Here is a 20,426-nt window from a genome sequence, read left to right on the forward strand (position 1 = left end):
AACCAGGAGCGAAAACAATGACCACAGCTATTATCGCTGGGACCACTAACGTTGACTTCAAGCATCAGGCCCGCCGTCTGCGGCAGGCTTTGAGCGAGGAAGGCATCACCATCAGCCACGGCAAGGCACTCGACCTTGTGGCGCGCCAGTCCGGCACGCGTGACTGGAATACGCTTGCCGCCAATGACGTCAAGGTGGCGCCCGCGCCCGTTCAAGATGATACCGCGCCTTACCGGGTCGGGCAGCGCATTACCGGCATGTTTCATACCACGCCGTTCGATGCCCGCATCATCGCCGTCGAGGAAACGATCAAGCCCGAACTTTGGCGCATCACGCTTCAGTTCGATCCGGCCATTGACGTGGCGGTTTCGCCGAACCTCTCAATGCGGCGCAGGCGTTATACAATCGTCGTCGGCACAGATGGCAAATCCCGCCGCCTGACCGGCAGCGAAACCGGTGGCGTCGCCCTAAACGTCGGATAATTGCGTGAACTGCGTCAATGACGCATGATCCGGAAAACTTGACGCGGTTTCCAGACAGGATTATGCGCATAACCCGACAGTCGGACTATCCGGCGCGCCTGTCCGCGCGTCGGATAATTCGCGAAACGGGTCGGGAGTTGCGACCTATTGGGCAGTTTCGGCCTCAAACATTGACTCTCGGTCAAGCTGATGTAAACCAGTTTGCAAATTGCAAATTCCCAACCGACAGGTTCAGGACATGGATAAGTTCACCAAGCTCACGGGCGTTGCCGCCCCCCTGCCGATCGTCAATATCGATACGGACATGATCATCCCGAAGGATTACCTGAAGACGATCAAGCGCACAGGTCTGAGCAAGGGTCTTTTCGCCGAAATGCGCTTCAACGAAGACGGCACCGAAAACCCGGATTTCGTCCTGAACAAGCCGGGCTATCGCAACGCGCAGATTCTCGTTGCAGGCGACAATTTCGGCTGTGGTTCCTCGCGCGAGCATGCGCCATGGGCTCTGCTCGATTTTGGCATCCGTTGCGTGATCTCGACCTCGTTTGCCGATATCTTCTACAATAACTGTTTCAAGAACGGCATTCTGCCGATTAAGGTCAGCCAGGAAGATCTGGACAAACTGATGGACGACGCCTCGCGCGGCGCTAATGCGACCCTTACCGTCGATCTCGAAGCCAAGGAAATTCACGGTCCGGATGGCGGTTCGATTTCCTTTGATGTCGATGATTTCAAGCGCCATTGCCTGCTCAACGGTCTCGACGATATCGGCCTGACAATGGAAAAGGCTGGCAGCATCGACACATTCGAGGCCAAGCGCGCCGAACAGCGTCCCTGGGCATAATGTCGGAAAGCGTTATATATGGCTTGCAAGAGCCCGGTGGCCTGAGACATTGAATAGGACACGATTGGCTGGAATGGCCCGAGAAGATCAAAGCGGCGACTGGGCGGGACGTCTCTCGCCCTCGCTGGACGAAATCGAATCCATCGCGATTGAAGCTCTTGCGCATCTGCCGCAGGAGTTTCGTGCGTTGTGCGGTGACATAGTCATCCAGATCGCCGACTTTCCTGACGATCAGATCATAGAGGATATGGGGCTGGAGACGCCTTTCGACCTGCTCGGTCTTTTTGAAGGTCGAGGCATCGGCGAACGTTTCAGCCTGCAGACTGGCGAAGGTCCGAACCGCATTACGCTCTACCGTCGCGCGATCCTTGACTATTGGTCCGAACATGAAGAAGTGCTGGGTGATATCATCACGCATGTGCTGATCCACGAAATCGGCCACCATTTCGGCCTGTCCGACGACGATATGGAAAATATCGAGGCACAGGCGGAATAGAACGTCCCGACAATTGAAAAAGGCGCCCCAACAGGGCGCCTTTATCGCATTATATCAGGCCACGCTCAGACGGACATCAATGTTGCCACGCGTTGCATGGGAGTATGGGCAGACAATATGTGCCGCCTGAACCAGCTCTTCCGCCTTCGCCTTATCCACGCCCGGCAGCGCAACCTGCAGCGCCACATCCAGACCGAAGCCGGTGCCATCCTCACGCGGACCGATACCAACCGTCGCGGTCACGGTGCTGTCAGCGGAAATCGACACCTTTTCTTTCGCCGCGACGAATTTCAGGGCGCCGAGGAAGCAGGCCGCATAGCCTGAAGCAAAAAGCTGTTCTGGGTTGGTGCCCTCGCCACCAGAGCCGCCGAGTTCCTTCGGTGTATCGAGAACGACGCTGAGCCGTCCGTCGGCAGTCTTGGCGCTGCCGGTACGGCCACCGGTTGCTGTGGATTGGGTTGTGTACAGAATTGGCATTTGGCTTCTCCTTTGGTTTGTCTCCGCAGCCAAATTTGCAGATTATTAAATTGCACACAATCTAATTTTGCAAAATATAATCTCACAACTATGTGATGCGCAATCCAATTGCGCATGATGTATATATTTGCCAAGGAGTTATCACGATGAAGCGCGACGATCAGGATTCCAATCTTGGCCTTTCCAACATGGTCTGCTTTGCGATCTATTCGACCGCGAATGCGCTGACACGCGCCTATCAACCGATCCTCAGCAAACTCGACCTTACCTATCCGCAATTTCTGGTAATGATCGTGCTCTGGGAACAGGACAACCGAACCGTCTCTGAGATTGGCGCAAAGCTCAATCTGGATTCAGGAACCCTGACCCCACTGCTGAAACGCCTTGAAGCCGCCGGACGGATCGCACGTCGGCGTGACCCGCAGGATGAGCGGCAGGTCCGCATCACATTGACTGACGAAGGCAAGGCACTGCGCAAGGAAGCCGAGAGCATCCCCGAACAGGTGTTCTGCGCATTTGGTCAGCCCATCGATGAGTTGCAGGATTTACGCACGCGATTGCTCAATATACGCGGCAATCTCGCAGAGAGCATTTCCCGCTAGAGCATAATCCGACCGGAGTGAAACGAGGATCGATAAGATTATGCTTCAAATAAAAGAGGTTAGAGCGCCGATCTGATTCAATCAGATCGAAACGCGCTCTAACAAAAAAGCGCCGGTTTCCCGGCGCTTTTCGTTGTCTGTACTGAACGCTGCGGATCAGGCAGCAAGTGCCTTTGGCTTGATAAGGCCACGTGCGACCAGCAATTCAGCGATCTGGATCGTGTTGAGAGCAGCGCCCTTGCGCAGATTGTCGGAAACAACCCACAGTGCCAGACCATTCTCAACCGTGATGTCCTCGCGGATACGGCTGATATAGGTCGCATCTTCGCCTGCGGATTCATAAGGCGTGATGTAGCCGCCGTTCTCATGCTTGTCGACAACCTGGCAGCCCGGAGCTTCACGCAGAATCTCGCGTGCTTCTTCCGGCGTAATCGGGTTTTCGAACTCGATATTGACCGCTTCGGAGTGACCGATGAAGACCGGAACGCGAACAGCCGTTGCCGTCAGCTTGATCTTGGGATCGAGCATCTTTTTGGTTTCGGCCACCATCTTCCATTCTTCCTTGGTGTAGCCGTCTTCCATGAAGACATCGATATGCGGGATCACGTTGAACGCGATGCGCTTGGTGAACTTCTTCGCCGTGACAGGATCGGCCACGAAAACAGCGCGTGACTGTTCGAACAGCTCATCCATGCCTTCCTTGCCCGCGCCGGAAACTGACTGGTAGGTCGACACGACGACGCGCTTGATCTTCGCAGCATCGTGCAGCGGCTTCAGAGCCACGACGAGTTGGGCTGTCGAGCAGTTCGGGTTGGCAATGATGTTCTTCTTGCGGAAGCCTTCGACTGCGTCCGGGTTCACTTCCGGCACGATCAGAGGCACTTCCGAGTCATAACGCCAGGCCGAGGAATTATCGATGACGACACAACCCTGCTTGCCGATCTTCGGCGACCATTCCTTAGAAATCTCGCCACCAGCAGACATCAGGCAGATGTCCGTATCGGAGAAATCATATGTGTCGAGCGCCTTGACCTTCAGCGTCCGGTCGCCATAGGACACTTCCGTGCCCTGGCTGCGGCGCGATGCAAGCGCGACAACTTCGTCAGCCGGAAAGCCGCGTTCTTCGAGGATATTGAGCATTTCGCGCCCGACATTTCCGGTGGCGCCGACAACTGCAACCTTGAAACCCATTTCTCGTCTCCTGTCCCTCTCCGCTTCCAGATTCGGAACCCCGCAGGCCACGCGGGACTTCCGCCCCCGGGCCAGACCCGGGGAGAGGGCGAGCAGGCCAAGGGAATCAGACCGTTTTCGTGGTCGTTTTAGTAATGGCCGTGAGTGTTTTGGAAATCGAAGGCATGCGCGCTGCCCCGGCAAAAATGCCGGCAGTTCCAAGCGAAACTGACGCTACGTTGACGCGATCCACGCGGGTTCTCCTTCGTTCGCCACTGCTTTTACGCGGTTTATGGATGGAGTCAATTCTCCAACCCTTCAAGGAGCGCATTTTTTGGCGCTTTATTAATTTTCCCTAGTATTTCAAGCCGTCAGTTCTGTCTCATACTAAAGACTACTGCACGAATCCCCTTTTTCGGTTCATCATGCAAGTGTGAGGAGAGCGCCCGGACAGTTGAGAGGAACTGTTCCCGGCGCATCAGGCGAACTTCATTTACCCGGTGAAGAAGGATCGTCTTACATTTGCCCGTCAGGGGCTCTGTTTGGGAGGACAGATTAATGGCAGTCTCGTCAAGTGCCGATGTCGGCACGCAGAAAATGACGAGCGAAGAACGCAAGGTGATCTTTGCGTCATCGCTTGGTACCGTCTTCGAATGGTACGACTTCTATCTCTACGGAACGCTTGCAGCCTTCATCGGCGCAGCCTTCTTCAACGAATATCCGGAAGCAACCCGAAACATCTTCGTTCTGCTCGCTTTCGCGGCAGGCTTTCTCGTCCGTCCGTTCGGCGCACTCGTTTTCGGACGCATCGGCGATCTCGTCGGCCGTAAGTACACATTCCTTGTTACCATCGTCATCATGGGCGCGTCCACGTTCCTCGTGGGTGTCCTGCCTGGCTCGGCCACGCTTGGCATTTTCGCACCGATCATCCTGATCGCCCTGCGCATGCTGCAGGGCCTGGCACTCGGTGGCGAATATGGCGGCGCTGCAACCTATGTTGCGGAACATGCTCCGAACAATCGGCGCGGCTTCTTCACGTCATGGATCCAGACCACGGCAACGCTCGGCCTGTTCCTGTCGCTGCTGGTGATCCTCGGCATCCAGGCGGTGTTGAGCAAGGAAGCCTTCGCCGCCTGGGGCTGGCGCATTCCGTTCCTCGTGTCCATCGTCCTGCTCGGCATTTCCGTGTGGATCCGCATGCAGATGAGCGAGTCGCCTGCATTCAAGCGCATGAAGGAAGAAGGCAAGACCTCCAAAGCCCCGCTTTCCGAAGCATTCGGCCAGTGGAAGAACGCCAAGATCGCACTCATCGCCCTCTTCGGCCTCACTGCCGGTCAGGCCGTCGTGTGGTATTGCGGTCAGTTCTACGCCCTGTTCTTCCTCCAGAACGTTCTGAAGGTCGAAAACCAGTCGGCAAATATCATGGTTGCCATCGCGCTCCTGATCGGCACCGGCGGTTTCGTCTTCTTCGGCTGGCTGTCGGACAAGATCGGTCGCAAGCCGATCATCATGGCAGGTCTTCTGCTTGCTGCCGTAACTTACTTCCCGCTGTTCAAAGCTCTCACCGGTGCTGCAAACCCGGCTCTCGCACAGGCTGAACAGACCATCAAGGCAACCGTTACTGCTGCCCCCGGCGATTGTAACTTCCAGTTCAACGCCACCGGCACGTCGAAGTTCACCACGTCTTGCGATGTCGCGACAAGCTTCCTCGCCAAGAGCTCGGTGCCTTATGAAATCGTGCAGACAGCAGCAGCCGGCACCGCGGCAACCGTCACGATCGGCGACAGCACGATCACGTCTTACGACGCGGTTCAGGCTGGAGCAGATGCTGCGGCCAAGCAGTCGGCCCTGTCTCACGACGTGAACCTTGCCCTGCAGAAGGCCGGTTTCCCGCTCGTTCGCGACCCTGCGAAAGTGACGGACAGCAAGCTTGATGCATTCGTCGCCGCCAATCCGGAACTTCAGCTGAATGCCGAAGCCATCCGCGGCGGAGACAAGACCATGGTTCCGGCTGCCGATCTGGTGAAGCAGAAGCTTCTGACCCAGACCGAAGCTGACGGCCTTGGCGTCAGCACCGATCAGGCTGTCTACACTATCCCGAATGCCGGTGCGTTCAAGATGGTCGCCGACCCTGCACAGGTGAACTGGTTCCTGACAATCGCCATCCTGACCATCCTCGTCATCTACGTGACGATGGTGTACGGCCCGATTGCCGCGATCCTCGTCGAGATGTTCCCGACCCGCATCCGCTACACCGGCATGTCGCTGCCATATCACATCGGCAACGGCTGGTTTGGTGGTCTGCTTCCGGCTGGCGTGTTCGCACTGAGCGCTGCCAAGGGCGACATCTATTACGGCCTCTGGTATCCGATTATCATCGCCTCCATCACCTTTGTGATCGGCATGATCTTCGTCAAGGAAACCAAGGGCGTCGACCTGCACAAGCTCGACTAGTCAACGCGCCTAGAACGAGAAAACGCCGCCTGATGGGCGGCGTTTTCATGTTCGCCTGATGATCTATCTGCGATATTGCGCTTCGATTTCAATCAGCTTCTGCTTGCGCCAGAGACCGCCGCCATAACCGGTCAACGACCCATCCGCGCCAATCACACGATGGCATGGAATGACGATGGCAATCTGGTTTGCCCCATTGGCCCGGGCGACGGCGCGCACGGCAAGCGGTTTTTCCATGGCCTGCGCCAGTTCACTGTAACTGCGCGTCTCTCCGGCCCGAATGTTCTGAAGTTCACGCCAGACCCCTTGCGTAAAAGCACTGCCATGCAGCACCAGTGACAAATCGAACGTCGGAGAATTGCCGTCGAAGAAGGCATTCAACTGTTGCTCGACGAGATCATGGGTGCTGAAACGACCAATCCCCAGATCACCGCGACAGGTAGCATAGAGTTTCTTCAGTTCCGCCGACAGCGCCTTGCGATCAGCAAACTCCAGAAGGTGCAGGCTTCGCGCATCACAGATCGCGATCATCGTACCAAGCGGTGACTTGATCCAGTCGGCGCGCAGCAAACCATCACCCCGCAATTTGCCTGGTGGAAGGCCAAGAATACGTGCAAAGGCACTCCGAAAAGCTTCCGGGGATTCAAAACCTGCATCAATCTGGGCGTCGATGACACGCCCGCCATCGGCAAGCGCCTGGAACCCATGCCGCAAGCGCTCCTGCCGCGCCATTTCCAGAAATGTCATTCCGAAATGACGGCGGAAACTGCGGCGGACGGTCGAGAGATCGAGCCCCATTCGGGCAACATCTTCTTCGCTCCAGCGTCGTTCCGGATCGGCTTCAAGCGCATCGAGAAGCTTCTTGACGGAAGGCTCCGCCTCGGCAGCGGGTTGTAACGGATGACACCTTTTGCAGGGCCGAAAACCATCGGCCATGCATTCGGCAACCGATGCGAAAAAGCGGCAGTTTTCCTGTTTCGGTTTCCGCGCCGGACAAGTCAGGCGGCAGAAAATTCCGGTTGAGACAACACCGACATAGGCCCTGCCCTCGTAAGTGGCATCACGGGCGACAAGTGCGTCGTAGAGTTTGTTTTGATCTGGGAGCGTGAACAACATGCCACTATTCTTATGCAGCGGAGCATGAATTTACAGCCTCAAATCGGGCACTTATTCAAAAAAGAAAAGCCCGCCATGCAAGGTGCATGGCGGGCTTTCATCAAGCGATCTCGTCACGCTTATTCAGCGGAAAGCTTCGAAAACTTGTCGAGGATGGCGTCGCCCATTTCGACAGTGCCAACCTTGGTCTTTCCTTCCGACCAGATGTCGGCGGTGCGCAGTCCATCATCGAGAACCTGCGCAATCGCGGCTTCCAGACGGTCAGCTTCATCGACAAGGTTGAACGAATAACGCAGGCACATGGCAAGCGAAGCGATCATTGCAATCGGATTGGCAACGCCCTTGCCAGCGATATCCGGTGCAGAACCGTGGACGGGCTCATAAAGCGCCTTGCGCTTGCCGGTTTTGGAATCGACAGCGCCAAGCGAAGCGGACGGCAGCATGCCGAGCGAGCCGGTCAGCATTGCAGCAACGTCCGACAGCATGTCGCCGAACAGATTGTCCGTCACGATAACGTCGAACTGCTTCGGCCAGCGCACGAGCTGCATGCCGCCAGCGTCGGCCAGCATATGCTCCAGTTCCACATCGGCATGCTTTTCCTTGTGGCGAGCGGTGACGACCTGATTCCACAGGACGCCCGACTTCATCACATTGCGTTTTTCCATCGACGTGACCTTGTTGCGGCGCGTGCGCGCCAGCTCGAAGGCAACATCGGCGATGCGCTCGATTTCGTAGGTGTCATAGACCTGCGTATCAATACCGCGCTTCTGGCCATTGCCGAGGTCGATGATTTCCTTCGGTTCACCGAAGTAAACGCCGCCGGTCAGCTCGCGCAGGATGAGGATGTCGAGACCCTCGATCACTTCCGGCTTCAGCGAAGAAGAATGGGCCAGAGCCGGGTAGCAGATGGCCGGACGCAGATTTGCATAGAGCTGCATGTCCTTACGCAGACGCAGAAGACCGGCTTCTGGACGCACTTCATAAGGCACATCGTCCCACTTCGGACCGCCAACAGCGCCGAACAGCGTGGCATCGGCAGCCAGCGCCTTCTCCATATCAGCATCCGAAATCGCCTGACCGTGCGCGTCGTAAGCGCAGCCGCCAACCAGACCTTCTTCGGTTTCAAAGCCGAGATTGAGGCCCGAGTTGAGGAAAGCGATGATCTTGCGGACCTCCGCCATCGCCTCTGGGCCGATGCCGTCGCCGGGCAGGAGAAGGAGTTTTCTGGATGCCATAATGCCAAGCCTCTGTATTGTTTCGCATATTCCGGAAAACAATGACCCGTTTTGCCAGAAATACTGCGTTCAAATCCATGACAGCAGCGAACAGCATGAAGCCGTCCGATACAATCTTTATCAAGTTCCGCGAGGGTTATAGAGCCCTGTTGTCCGACAAGCAATAATGCGCGTGGCTGAAACTTATGAAAAAGATAGGGGCTTGTGCAGAAATTAAATAACAGCCGATACAGCAGGTGCTATTCAGCGTTTCAGGCCTCCAGTCACCTGCAAATCGACCTGTGTTTACTCTGTCAAACTGCGTGCTTCGGACGGCAGCATGATAGGTATTCCGCCCCGGACCGGATAGGCAAGCTTCGCCTTGCGCGAGATCAGTTCGGCACGTTCCGCATCATACTCCAAGGGCCCCTTTGTAAGCGGGCATACGAGAAGTTCCAGCAGGCGAACATCGATATTTCCGGTTTCCGTCTTGTCGTCCATTGGCTTATTCCTGAGATCTATTGCAGCCGCGATCCGAAATCGTCGTCCTTTACTCTGGCCAATACCATTTCGGTAATGGCAATCAAAGTTGCTGCACGCGTCTTCAAATCGGGGGCCTCCAGAAGGGCCTGTTTTTCAGCCGGACCGAAAGGCGACATGATGGAGAGCGCATTGACAAGGGTTTCATTGTTTGCCCGTGCGATACTATCCCAATCCGCTTCCAGATTGTGCGCTTCCAGATAATCGCGGAAAGCACCCAGCAAAGCGTCCCGGTCTATTTCCGATGAATCCCGCGCCTCCTCCAGATCAGCCAGAAACGGCATGATCCGGCATTGCCGGTAAGGCTGACGGCAATTGACTTCTTCCCGCACGCGAAACCGACAGATGCCCTGCAGGGTGATCAGCAGGCGACCGTCGCCCGTCTCGGCAAAGGTTGTGATACGGCCAAGACAGCCGACATTACTCAATTGCGGGCGAAAGCTTTCATCCAGTTCATTGATCGTTTCGTCATCGTCGCCATCGATTTTCGGCTGGATCATGCCGATGATGCGTTTACCCGCCAGGGCATTCTCGACCATCGCCAAATAGCGCGGCTCGAAAATATTGAGCGGAAGCTGGCCACCGGGCAGAAGCAGCGCCCCTTTCAACGGGAAAACCGGCACGGTCTCGGGTATATCAGCGCCCGTTCTGTAACGGGCATTGCCCACCTGCATTGCAACCTCCCTTTAGGACGCACTAGACATGCGCCCTAACAGTTGGAATTCGCATAGCGCGCAAAGCACAATTTGCCCGCCATGCTCCCGATCGCTCGCGATCAGGAAAACAGAAGCGACGACAGTTTGCGCCGCGCACCGAGCGTCGCCGGATCGGCATTGCCCCATGCTTCGAAAAACTGAAGAAGCTGCCTGCGTGCGCCATCTTCGTTCCACTCGCGGTCGGACTTCATGATGAAAAGCAGCTCATTGGCCGCATCTTCACGCCGCCCCTGTGCATTACGCACCTGAGCAAGGTCAAAGCGGGCTTGATAATCCTTCGGATCCGCCTGAATTCGCTTCTCAAGCGCAATCGGATCACCAATGAGCTTGACCTGATTAGCCAATGCAAGACGCGCTTCCAATGCCCGAACGGCAGGTGCATTCTGCTTGTCAGCGGGAAGCTGGGCGAGAAGTTCGCGCGCCTTTTCCGCATCACCGGATTCCAGAAGGCAGGTCGCAAGACCGACAATCGCATCGACATTATCCGGGACGGCATGAAGAATGGACGAGAAAATCTCCGATGCCTGAACGAAATCACCAGCTTCGACCAGTTCATTCGCGGCAGTGATGGCTTCGGCAAGCGCCGCTTCCGCGTCGCTCGGCCCGCCGATCTTGGCGATGAATTCCTTCACCTTCGATTCCGGCACAGCCCCCATGAAACCATCGACCGGCTGACCGTTGACGAAAGCAATGACAGCCGGAATGGACTGAATCCCGAGCTGACCAGCGATGGCCGGATGATCATCGATATTCATCTTGACCAGCTTGACAGCGCCACCAGCGTCCCGCACTGCCTTTTCAATGATCGGCGTGAGCTGCTTGCAAGGTCCGCACCATGGCGCCCAGAAATCCACCAGCACCGGCTGATTGCGGGATTCGGTAATGACATCCGCCTGAAAACTTGCCGTCGTCGTATCCTTGACGAGATCTGCACCTCCGGTCGCGGTCGGCGCCGAACCGAAAGAGACATTTGCCGTCATCTGGCCGCCTGCACCGGCATAAGGATTGTTCTGGCTGCTCATAGGAAATTCCTTCGTATTTTCCGACCGATGCGACGCTCCGCATACAAGCCGGTGTCGTTCTTTCAGTTCGTATCTTCGAAAGCCAATTTCAAGACGGTCGTTTCAGCAAGTTGCGCTGTAACTTAGCGCTCCCGCCTTCCACTTCAATCGCCAATTGCTATGCGCAAGAAGGCCGCCCGTTTTGAAAATCAGTTTATACCGAAGTGTCTGCTTTCGCACCTTCGGAAACGGCGAGAACGCGCGGTTCATGGCCGGTGGACTTGAGGAAAGCGACAAGGTCGTCGCGCTTTATGGAAGTCGTGGCTTCGTTGGTCAATGGATGGCCGTTGATGACGTCATACTTCATCAAATCGGCATCAAGAATAACCTGCACATTATGTGCGGTATCGTTGACCGCGCCAAACACGGTGACTGCGCCTGGAATCACACCCAGATATTCCATCAGCTTTTCCGGCTTGCCGAACGAAACACGGCTTGCAGCGCCGAGCAGTTGATGAATCGACTTCAGATCGACCACCGCATCCTCTTCTACTGTCACGAGAAAGAAATTGTCTTTCTTGTCTTTCAGGAAGAGATTTTTCGTATGGCCACCCGGAATTTCACCACGCAGGCTTTGGGAATCCGAGACCGTGAACAAGGGAGGATGTTCGACAGTTTTTACTTCGATACCGAGTTTCTGAAGATAGTCGTGAAGCTCGCTCGGCGACAAAGGCATGATTCCACCCCATTCTGTTCGGCATTGAAAATGTTGCGCATGTCGTCACGCTCCTCACGCTTCGGCGACTTGCAACAGCGCTTATAGACCATGGATACATGCTTAGAAACCATGCATAGTAAATTGGAATGTTCGCACGAGACGCAGCAGCGCTGACTCGTCCCTCCGACAGCCGCTTCCGTTATCCGTGGAAGCGCATTTTCCTTGTTTTAACGAAGAACCACGGTCGAGAATACAGCACATAATTTGAAAAATGTAATATTTACAGATGGTTACAATTTAACCGACAGCTAATTTCGCTGAAACGACATTTTCCTGTAATTTCCCTGTTGCAATCTCCGGGGTGTTAGTTCATATAGCGCCTGCCTGACGGAAACGACTGGCGCGAGCGGGTGTAGCTCAGGGGTAGAGCACAACCTTGCCAAGGTTGGGGTCGAGGGTTCGAATCCCTTCGCCCGCTCCAGTTTTCCGATCAGATAGGCAACAAAATCCCGGCTTTGTCCGGGATTTTTGCTTTTTCAGGCGCTTTCCATCAGCAAAGAGCTATTGCTCACCAATGCGGTTACCGCAAGGTCACGATTTCAGCCGACCGTTGATTTCAGGTCGGCTGAGTCCATGGCCTGCAGATATTCGGAGACATTCAAGTCACCACGTTCTCTTCGTAGGTCTTTTTCACCCCTGGAACACAGAGGCAAGCTGGCACGATCAGCACCGCGATAAGCATCATCGCTACGAATGTTGCGTGCAGCGCATGTTGAAGCGCCAGCCGAAGCTCCTGCTGGTCAATCAACATCTCCGCGCCATTCAACAAGTCCCGAAGTTGGTCTGACGTAATCGCTTCGCCATGATTGGCGTTGGCAAGACCATAGGTCAGTACCGCACCAAGAATGGCTGCTCCGAGCGTACTGCCCAAATTGCGCGAGAAGACGTTCGATGCCGTGGCGCTGCCGCGCTCCGACCAACTCACGCTATCCTGTGTCAGGATGAGCGCCCCAATGTTGAGCAGCCCCATGCCGAAACCCATGATCAGAGAACCGGTTCCGGCCAGTGTGGCGGAACTTGACGGGGTCAGCATGACAAGCAGAGAGGTGCCAATCGGAATGCAGATGCTTCCGGCGATCATGATCGGGCGCAATCCGAACCGTGTAAATTGCCGCGATGCAATCGTGGCCCCGCACGGCCAGCCCAGTAGCAACATGGTCAGGGCGAAGCCCGCGACCACAGGAGAACGGTCGAGGACCGTCTGCACATACATCGGCAGGAATGTCGTCAGCCCCATGATCGACATGCTGGCCAGAAAGACCGCCAGATTGGAGAAAGCGATAGGACGTTTCAGCCACAAGTCTGGTGCGACCATGGGCTCCTTCGCGCGACGCTCCTGCCAGATGAAGGTAATCAGTGAAAAAGCAAAGAGAATGAACGCCAGAATTCCTTCGAGCGAAACTGCGCTCTCCATCAGGGTGAGCGCAATCATCAGAGAGGAAATGGAGACGGCGAAAAGTGCCGCGCCAAGCACATCGACCGATACCGGCTTTGTCCGCTTCTCCTCATGGAGAAAGAGAAGAAAGCCCGACGCGGCCAGAATGCCGACCGGCACATTGATCCAGAATACCCAGGCCCAGCTCAGATTGTGAATAATCAGGCTGCCGAGCAACGGACCGACAACAGCTGACAGTGCCCAGACACTGGCAAGATATCCCTGAACCTTGCTGCGCTGCGCTCCAGGGAAAAGATCGGCCACCACGGTCATGGCCGCAGGCTGGATCGCCCCTGCCCCAATGCCCTGCAATAGCCGGAAAACAATCATCGAAGGCATAGACCACGCGAAACCGGCCAGCACAGAAGCGGTCAGGAACAGCGCGATACCAAAAACAAGAACCGGCTTGCGCCCGTAGATGTCGGCCAGTTTGCCAAACACGACGGTCGTTGCTGTCTGTGTCAAAAGAAATGACGAGAAAACCCAGGAATAGAGATTGAGCTGGCCAAGTTGCGCCGCGATCTGTGGCATTGCGGTCGACACAATCGTCGCCTCGACGGCGATCATGGCCATGCTTGCCATAATCGCGGCAACAACAAGCCCGCGATGAGAATGTTTTTCTGTCATGGATTGCCTTCAGACCAGAACCGGTCGTCGTTGAGGGAAGCCTCCTCGCCTCCGACGTGTTTCTTAGACCTGCTCGACCACCATCGCAATAGGTTGCCCGTCCCGGCCAGTACACATTGTTGCTATCTCAAGTCCATCGTGCTCGCTCAATCGACGGAAATGATCTGGCTGCTTGTTTTAGCGCACAACTTGTCGGAGAACCGCTTCACACTTTTCACAAACGCCCTAACCTCTTGGAGAATGACCATGACAAACAACACAACGCCCTATTTTCTGGAGGATACGGACGAAAGCGAAATCTCTTCCGATGTCGCAGGCATCGGCAATTTTCTGGTAACGACCCATATTCCCATCCGGGCAGACGGCTCCATGGAAACCGGCGACATAACCGCCCAAAGCGAATGTACGCTGAACAGCCTCAAAGCATCGCTCGAAAAGGCTGGCAGCAGTCTGGCGAATGTCATTCATCTGACGATCTATCTGACCGATATCAATGAACGCCCTGCCTTCAACGAAGTTTATCTGCGTTTTTTCAAAAAGCCGTTTCCGGTTCGCTGTGCAGTTGGTGTCGCAGGCCTTGCCACCCCTGAGATGCGGGTCGAAGTAACGGCAATGGCCGTGCGAAATCAATAGTTTACGCCACGGACGATCGATCTATTTCGCGCACCATCGCGGGGCCTCTCATTCGGGAGGCCCCGAACCCACATTCGGCTGACCTTATATCCTGCAAGAACTGCATATCATCATACGCTAATTTCATAACCTACTTCTTCGGACTGCCTAGCCGCCACTTCCGGGTTTATGCAATGCTCATGCATCAAACCAGAGGAGGGGTTCGATAAAATGAAAAAAATCATAACAATAATGGGTATCGCAGGCGCCATTCTGGCGACTAGTTTCTCTGCTTTTGCGGGCGAAACGCTGGATCGTGTCATGGAAAAGAAGGCCATGGTCGTCGCGACCAATGCAGGCTGGCCACCCCAAAGCTTTCTGGATGATTCCAACAAGCTCGTGGGCTTCGACGTGGACGTGGCCAACGAGATTGGTAAACGTCTTGGCGTCACCGTTTCCTTCGAGACGCCAGACTGGGCGACATTGACCGGTGGACGCTGGCAGGGCCGTTACGACGTTGGCGTTGGGTCGGTGACCCCGACCAAGGCGCGCGCCAAGGTCATCGATTTTGCCGGGGTCTATTATTATAGCCCCTACGTCTATGTCGTGCACAAGGATAACGAGGCGAAATCGGTTGCCGATCTCAAAGGCAAAGTCATTGGCGTCGAAACGGCCACGACTTCAGAAGATTTCGCCCGTCGTCAGTTGGAAATCGACGCCCCCGGCCTTCCCCCGATCGAATACAAGCTGGAACCCGGTGAAATTCGCACTTTTGCAGATTCCATGCTGCCATTCGACGATCTGAGGCTTGGAGATGGCGTTCGCATCGATGCGATCATCGCTCCAGAACAGACGGCACAGAACGCCATCAAGAACGGTTATCCCGTCAAGATTCTTGAGGGCGAATATGCCTTCCGCGAGCCGCTCGTCGTTATCGCCGAAAAGAACGATCCGGAATGGACCGCCAAGATTGGCGAAATCATCCAGCAGATGAAGTCTGACGGTACTTTGGCGACACTCACCGCAAAGTGGTACGGCAAAGACTACAGCGCCGACTGATATTACCCTTACATCAATATTGAAATGAGCCATCGTGACGATGGCTCATCCGATATTCTTTTCCTGGTGTTGCGATGACTTATCCGGCCACTTATTACAGCCAAACAAAGGCGGACGATTTCGCGCGTCCAACGCTTGAACGCGAAACCACAGCAGATGTCGCAGTGATTGGCGGCGGACTTGCAGGTTTGTCGGCCGCATTGCAGATGTCGCGAGCGGGCAAGAAAGTCGTTGTCCTAGAAGCTGAGAGCATCGGTTTCGGTGCATCCGGGCGCAATGGAGGATTTGTCAGCCCAGGCTTTGCATCCGGCGGGGATGACATTGCTGCCCGTGCTGGCAGGACCGTCGCCCGATCACTTCATGAATTGTCGATTGAAGGTGTCGAATTCGTTCGACAGAACATCGACACGCTGAAGATTGAAGAAGCTCAACTCATTCCCGGCATTCTGAACGTACGCCGGTATGACGACGGTGAGAGTCTTAAACATTACGCCGAGGCGCTTCAGCGCGATTATGGCTACAGAATAGATTTTCACCCAACGGCTGAAACGCGCAATATTCTGAATTCCAAGCGCTATTTCCAATCGGTCTACGATCCCAATGCATTTCATATCCATCCGCTGAACTATTTACGGGCGCTCGGACGCGAGATCGAGCGGCTCGGCGGGCGGATTTTCGAACACAGCCGCGTGGTCCAGTTGCTCGACCACAATGATGGCAAGCTTATAGAAACAGCCCGCGGACAAGTTAAAGCAGGTGCAGTGCTGATTACCACCGGTGGCTATACCGATGGACTGGTCAGCCAGATCAGACGGGCCTATCTGCCCATCGCCACCTATGTGATGGTGAGTGAAGAAGCACCCGAACTGATCGCATCGGCGATCCGCACCACGTCCGCGATTGGTGATAATCGTCGTGCTGGCGACTACTACCGGGTGATCGATGGTGGTCGCAGGCTTTTATGGGGTGGACGCATCACCACACGAGCAGCCGACACGCCCGGCGTGGTGCACGAGTTGCGCAACGAAATGGTGGGAACTTATCCTCAGCTTGCTTCACTGAAGACGGAATTGGCATGGTCGGGCCTGATGTCCTACGCCAGACACCTGATGCCGCAGATCGGTCAGTTGGACCGCGCCACATGGTACTGCACCGCCTTCGGTGGCCATGGGCTGAACACAACCGCCATCGGCGGCAAGGTCGTCGCCGAAGCCATTTGCGGACAAAGTGACCGCTACAAGCTCTTCGAAAAATTCGGGCTGGTCTGGGCTGGAGGCGCTGCGGGTCTTGCTGTCGCCCAGCTAACCTATTGGAAATTGCAGATGCAGGATTGGCTTGCGGAGCGAAAGGCAAGCTGACAGGGGAGAGAACATGCTCGGGAGGTTTTTTCTGACGCGGCCCGAGGCCGCCAAACGCACTGTCCAGATAGCGTTTTTCGTTATCCTGACAGCGCTCTTCTGTTTCATGAATATCCGGTTCTCCGGCATCACGAACTGGCTTGGCATTGACCCGAAAGTCGCCAAAGCCGGTTTCACCAAAGCGACGCTGATCTCCTCGATACTGCTTAGCGCTATCATCTTCGCCAATTGGAGCTTCCTGAGACTTTTCCCGCGTTGGGCACAGATCACGGCAATATGGCTGGAACTGTTCCTGCTATTGATGATCTTCTTCTATTCATTCGATCTCTCATTTGAATTCATCGCAAGAAAGATCGGATTTCTGATTAGCCAGGGTGTCGTCACGACGCTTTATATTTCCGCCGCCTCGATATTCTTCGCAACCATTCTGGCGTTGATTGGTGCGGTGGCCAAACTTTCAAAGAATGGCCTCGTCTACGGTCTGGCGACGTTCTACACTTCGCTTTTCCGCGGCCTGCCATTGCTGATGCAGATCTACATCATCTACCTTGGACTGCCGCAGGTGGGCTATGTCATCGGACCTATCCCTGCCGGCATTCTGGCGCTGTCCTTATGCTACGGCGCCTATATGACCGAAATCTTCCGTGCGGGCATCGAGAGCATTCCACGTGGGCAACAGGAAGGCGCATATGCGTTGGGCCTTGGGCCTTCGCAGACCATGTGGCTGGTCACCCTTCCTCAAGCGATGCGCATCATCATTCCGCCAACCGGCAACCAGTTCATCGCGATGCTCAAGGACTCGTCGCTGGTCTCCGTCATCGGCGTTTGGGAACTCATGTATCTTGCCCGTACGCAGGGCCAGACTGAGTTCCGGCATATCGAAATGCTCATCACCGCTTCGATGATCTATTGGGCCCTCTCCATCGTTCTGGAATACGGTCAGGCCAAACTCGAAGCTCGATTCAAGCGTTCCATCGCGCGTTAGGCGCGATGGAAATCCACTTTTCATGCAGTCGCCCTCAAGGGATGACATTCTGATTAATGACAAGCAGAGCGACCATGGACAAGCGTCACGAAATTCTGTTCGAGCCGATCAAGATTGGCCCCGTCACGACGAAAAACCGCTTCTACCAGGTTCCGCATTGTAGCGGCATGGGACATCGTTATCCCGAGCACGACCTGCGGCTGCGTGAGATGAAAGCAGAGGGTGGCTGGGGTGTCGTTTCCACACAGGAAACTGAAATCCATCCCACATCCGATATCACACCGTCCAATCAAGGGCGCATATGGGACGAGAAAGACGCCGCCCGTCTCCAGAATCTGACCGACGCCGTCCACCAGCACGGAAGTCTCGCCGCAATCCAACTCGTGCATAACGGTATCCACGTCTCCAACCGTTTGACCAGACTGGCGCCTCTTGGCCCCATGGACATGATTGTCGATGTGGAAGATCCGGTTCAGGCAAGAGCCATGGACAAAGCCGACATCGCCCGGTTTCGTAAATGGCATCGCGATGCCGCACTTCGCGCCAAACGGGCCGGTTTCGATATTATCTATGTCTATGCAGGTCACGACATGACCTTGCTGCAGCATTTTCTGCTGCAACGCTACAATACCCGCACGGATGAATATGGCGGATCGTTCGAAAATCGCTTGCGTTTGTTTCGCGAAGTGCTGGCGGATACGCGCGACGCTGTCGGCGACAAATGTGCGATTGCAGTACGCTTTGCAGTAGAGGAATTTCTGGGAGACCAGGGCATCCAACACAATGGCGAAGGACGGGATGTCATTGCAGCTCTCGCCGATGAACCCGATCTATGGGATGTAAATCTGTCGGGCTGGTCCAACGACAGCCAGACATCCCGCTTTTCACAGGAGGGCTTTCAGGAGCCCTATATCTCCTTTGTGAAATCGCTCACCAGCAAACCCGTTGTAGGTGTTGGACGCTATACCTCGCCGGACACCATGGTGCAGGCTATCCGCTCCGGTATTCTCGACCTCATCGGTGCGGCACGCCCGTCGATTGCTGACCCGTTTCTGCCCGAGAAGATTCGAAACGGTCGTGTCGATGACATTCGCGAATGCATTGGCTGCAATATATGCACGGCCAGCGACAACATCGTTGCGCCATTGCGATGCACACAAAACCCGACAATTGGCGAAGAAGCGCGCAAGGGCTGGCACCCAGAGAAAATCGGCAAGCTAAGGACAGCAGAGAAAGTGCTGGTCGTCGGTGGAGGACCAGCAGGTCTGGAGGCAGCCCGCGCCATGGCCGAGCGTGGTGCAGACGTCATCATTGCTGATAAAAGCACCCATTGGGGTGGGCGTGTGACGGAGGAGGCCGCCCTCCCCGGTCTCGCTAGTTGGGCGCGTGTTCGCGATTGGCGCATGACGCAATTACAGCGCGCGACCAATGTGGAAATGTATCTCGATAGCAATCTCGATGCAGACGAGATTCTGACCTACGGTATTCCACATGTGGTGCTGGCTACCGGAGCGCACTGGCGCACGGATGCAGTCGGTCGTTCTCATAGACAACCATTCTGCACATTGGAAGCACGCACACTGAGCGTCAACGCCATCCTGAAAGACAAAGCATCACTCGATGAGCGCTGTGGACCTTTGGTGATCTTTGATGACGATCGTTATTACCTTGGCTCTGTTTTGGCCGAATTGGCTGCGAGCCGCGGTATTGATACGACATTGGTAACGCCAGCGCCAATCGTGGCTCCATGGAGCGAACACACACTCGAACAGTCGAGAGTTCAAACGAGATTGATAGAACTGGGCGTCGGGATAATCCCACTGCATAAGCTCGCCAAACAAACCGTCGACAGCCTGTCCGTCGCATGTATCTATTCCGGCAGGGAAACCGAAATTCCATGCGGTACGCTGGTTCCGGTAACAAGCCGCCATCCTGACAAAAGCTTGTCGGTCGCACTGGAAGCGCGCCGAAATGAATGGCAAGATGCCGGCATAAAATCTGTCACCCCAATTGGTGACTGTTACGCGCCGTCGATTATTGCCGCTGCGGTCTATGGCGGTCATTCCTACGCTCGCGGCTTTGGCGTATCCGCATCGGAGAATATGGATAGCTATCGATAAGCACAGCCCTATTCGGAGACTTCGGTTTGGCCTTTAAAGGGAATGATAAAATCGATTGTTTTAACCAAGGTCTCAGCCTCGGATAATGCGCAGGAAAGAATATTGCGAGCTATAGTAAAGCCGGAATTGACGCAGGCCGTCTTGCCGCTTACTCCTTCCTTCTGATTGTGAGCCCGTGGCTGAGGCGGCCATCATGGGGAAGCGCTAACTTTTTTCCTTGAAACGCCAAAACCCCGCAGCCTAGGCTACGGGGTTTTGTTGACTTGGTTGCGGGGGCAGGATTTGAACCTGCGGCCTTCAGGTTATGAGCCTGACGAGCTACCGGGCTGCTCCACCCCGC

Annotated in this window: 19 protein-coding genes and 1 tRNA gene; 11 read left to right on the forward strand and 9 right to left on the reverse strand. The window is 55.4% G+C overall.

Translation table 11 applies throughout. The annotated features are described in order from the left end of the window. Positions 1-17 precede the first annotated feature (17 nt). The 3 genes from HWX93_RS02125 (at position 18) to HWX93_RS02135 (ending at position 1,822) form a co-directional block, all read left to right on the forward strand. Positions 18-482: a glyoxalase superfamily protein gene (locus HWX93_RS02125; RefSeq protein ID WP_176036331.1), complete on the forward strand. Its 465-nt coding sequence runs from the start codon at positions 18-20 to the stop codon at positions 480-482. Between the two features lie 238 nt (positions 483-720). Next, positions 721-1,326 carry a 3-isopropylmalate dehydratase small subunit gene (gene leuD, locus HWX93_RS02130; RefSeq protein WP_061347735.1) on the forward strand — a complete coding sequence of 202 codons (606 nt, stop codon included), beginning with the start codon at positions 721-723 and terminating at the stop codon, positions 1,324-1,326. 73 nt (positions 1,327-1,399) lie between these two features. Next, positions 1,400-1,822 (forward strand): metallopeptidase family protein, encoded by a 423-nt coding sequence (locus HWX93_RS02135; protein WP_176036332.1) that lies wholly within the window; start codon positions 1,400-1,402, stop codon positions 1,820-1,822. A gap of 54 nt (positions 1,823-1,876) precedes the next feature. Here HWX93_RS02135 and HWX93_RS02140 read toward each other — a convergent pair whose 3' ends face one another. Continuing rightward, on the reverse strand, positions 1,877-2,299 hold the full coding sequence (locus HWX93_RS02140) for an organic hydroperoxide resistance protein (RefSeq protein WP_006472227.1): 423 nt from the start codon (positions 2,297-2,299) through the stop codon (positions 1,877-1,879). 146 nt (positions 2,300-2,445) lie between these two features. Between HWX93_RS02140 and HWX93_RS02145 the strand changes: the two genes are divergently transcribed. Further along, complete coding sequence (locus tag HWX93_RS02145; protein ID WP_176036333.1) at positions 2,446-2,901, forward strand: MarR family winged helix-turn-helix transcriptional regulator; 456 nt, start codon at positions 2,446-2,448, stop codon at positions 2,899-2,901. A gap of 156 nt (positions 2,902-3,057) precedes the next feature. Here the strand turns inward: HWX93_RS02145 and HWX93_RS02150 are convergent, their stop codons facing one another. Then, positions 3,058-4,092 (reverse strand): aspartate-semialdehyde dehydrogenase, encoded by a 1,035-nt coding sequence (locus HWX93_RS02150; protein ID WP_109987509.1) that lies wholly within the window; start codon positions 4,090-4,092, stop codon positions 3,058-3,060. Between the two features lie 537 nt (positions 4,093-4,629). Here HWX93_RS02150 and HWX93_RS02155 point away from each other — a divergent pair. Then, complete coding sequence (locus HWX93_RS02155; RefSeq protein WP_176036334.1) at positions 4,630-6,525, forward strand: MFS transporter; 1,896 nt, start codon at positions 4,630-4,632, stop codon at positions 6,523-6,525. A 63-nt stretch (positions 6,526-6,588) separates the two neighbouring features. Here the strand turns inward: HWX93_RS02155 and HWX93_RS02160 are convergent, their stop codons facing one another. The 6 genes from HWX93_RS02160 to HWX93_RS02185 all read right to left on the reverse strand — a co-directional run bounded on the left by HWX93_RS02160 (position 6,589) and on the right by HWX93_RS02185 (position 11,848). Then, a complete protein-coding gene (locus tag HWX93_RS02160; protein WP_109987511.1) occupies positions 6,589-7,641 on the reverse strand; it encodes a bifunctional transcriptional activator/DNA repair enzyme AdaA in 1,053 nt (350 codons plus the stop codon). A 119-nt stretch (positions 7,642-7,760) separates the two neighbouring features. After that, positions 7,761-8,876, reverse strand: a complete 1,116-nt coding sequence (leuB, locus tag HWX93_RS02165) for a 3-isopropylmalate dehydrogenase (RefSeq protein WP_109987512.1) — start codon at positions 8,874-8,876, stop codon at positions 7,761-7,763. A gap of 285 nt (positions 8,877-9,161) precedes the next feature. Continuing rightward, positions 9,162-9,356 (reverse strand): Trm112 family protein, encoded by a 195-nt coding sequence (locus HWX93_RS02170; protein WP_109987513.1) that lies wholly within the window; start codon positions 9,354-9,356, stop codon positions 9,162-9,164. A gap of 17 nt (positions 9,357-9,373) precedes the next feature. Continuing rightward, positions 9,374-10,069, reverse strand: coding sequence for an LON peptidase substrate-binding domain-containing protein (locus HWX93_RS02175; RefSeq protein WP_176036335.1), 696 nt, complete (start codon positions 10,067-10,069; stop codon positions 9,374-9,376). 101 nt (positions 10,070-10,170) lie between these two features. Continuing rightward, on the reverse strand, positions 10,171-11,133 hold the full coding sequence (gene trxA, locus HWX93_RS02180; RefSeq protein WP_176036336.1) for a thioredoxin: 963 nt from the start codon (positions 11,131-11,133) through the stop codon (positions 10,171-10,173). A 193-nt stretch (positions 11,134-11,326) separates the two neighbouring features. Next, positions 11,327-11,848 (reverse strand): prolyl-tRNA synthetase associated domain-containing protein, encoded by a 522-nt coding sequence (locus tag HWX93_RS02185; protein WP_176036337.1) that lies wholly within the window; start codon positions 11,846-11,848, stop codon positions 11,327-11,329. A 388-nt stretch (positions 11,849-12,236) separates the two neighbouring features. Here HWX93_RS02185 and HWX93_RS02190 point away from each other — a divergent pair. Beyond that, positions 12,237-12,311 (forward strand) — tRNA-Gly (locus tag HWX93_RS02190). Between the two features lie 177 nt (positions 12,312-12,488). On the opposite strand, the gene HWX93_RS02195 is transcribed toward HWX93_RS02190, so the two are convergent. Beyond that, on the reverse strand, positions 12,489-13,952 hold the full coding sequence (locus tag HWX93_RS02195; RefSeq protein ID WP_176036338.1) for an MDR family MFS transporter: 1,464 nt from the start codon (positions 13,950-13,952) through the stop codon (positions 12,489-12,491). A 246-nt stretch (positions 13,953-14,198) separates the two neighbouring features. Here HWX93_RS02195 and HWX93_RS02200 point away from each other — a divergent pair, with 246 nt between their 5' ends. The 5 genes from HWX93_RS02200 to HWX93_RS02220 all read left to right on the forward strand — a co-directional run bounded on the left by HWX93_RS02200 (position 14,199) and on the right by HWX93_RS02220 (position 20,086). After that, the gene (locus HWX93_RS02200) at positions 14,199-14,585 is read left to right on the forward strand and encodes a RidA family protein (RefSeq protein WP_176036339.1); all 387 of its coding nucleotides are present in this window, start codon (positions 14,199-14,201) and stop codon (positions 14,583-14,585) included. A 210-nt stretch (positions 14,586-14,795) separates the two neighbouring features. Continuing rightward, positions 14,796-15,623 (forward strand): transporter substrate-binding domain-containing protein, encoded by an 828-nt coding sequence (locus HWX93_RS02205; RefSeq protein ID WP_419190597.1) that lies wholly within the window; start codon positions 14,796-14,798, stop codon positions 15,621-15,623. A 74-nt stretch (positions 15,624-15,697) separates the two neighbouring features. Then, positions 15,698-16,981, forward strand: coding sequence for an NAD(P)/FAD-dependent oxidoreductase (locus tag HWX93_RS02210; RefSeq protein ID WP_176036340.1), 1,284 nt, complete (start codon positions 15,698-15,700; stop codon positions 16,979-16,981). A gap of 13 nt (positions 16,982-16,994) precedes the next feature. Continuing rightward, a complete protein-coding gene (locus HWX93_RS02215; protein WP_071634157.1) occupies positions 16,995-17,966 on the forward strand; it encodes an amino acid ABC transporter permease in 972 nt (323 codons plus the stop codon). A gap of 74 nt (positions 17,967-18,040) precedes the next feature. Beyond that, positions 18,041-20,086, forward strand: a complete 2,046-nt coding sequence (locus tag HWX93_RS02220; protein ID WP_235969047.1) for an FAD-dependent oxidoreductase — start codon at positions 18,041-18,043, stop codon at positions 20,084-20,086. Positions 20,087-20,426 lie beyond the last annotated feature (340 nt).

It is taken from the genome of Brucella tritici (assembly GCF_902825325.1).
GTDB lineage: Bacteria > Pseudomonadota > Alphaproteobacteria > Rhizobiales > Rhizobiaceae > Brucella.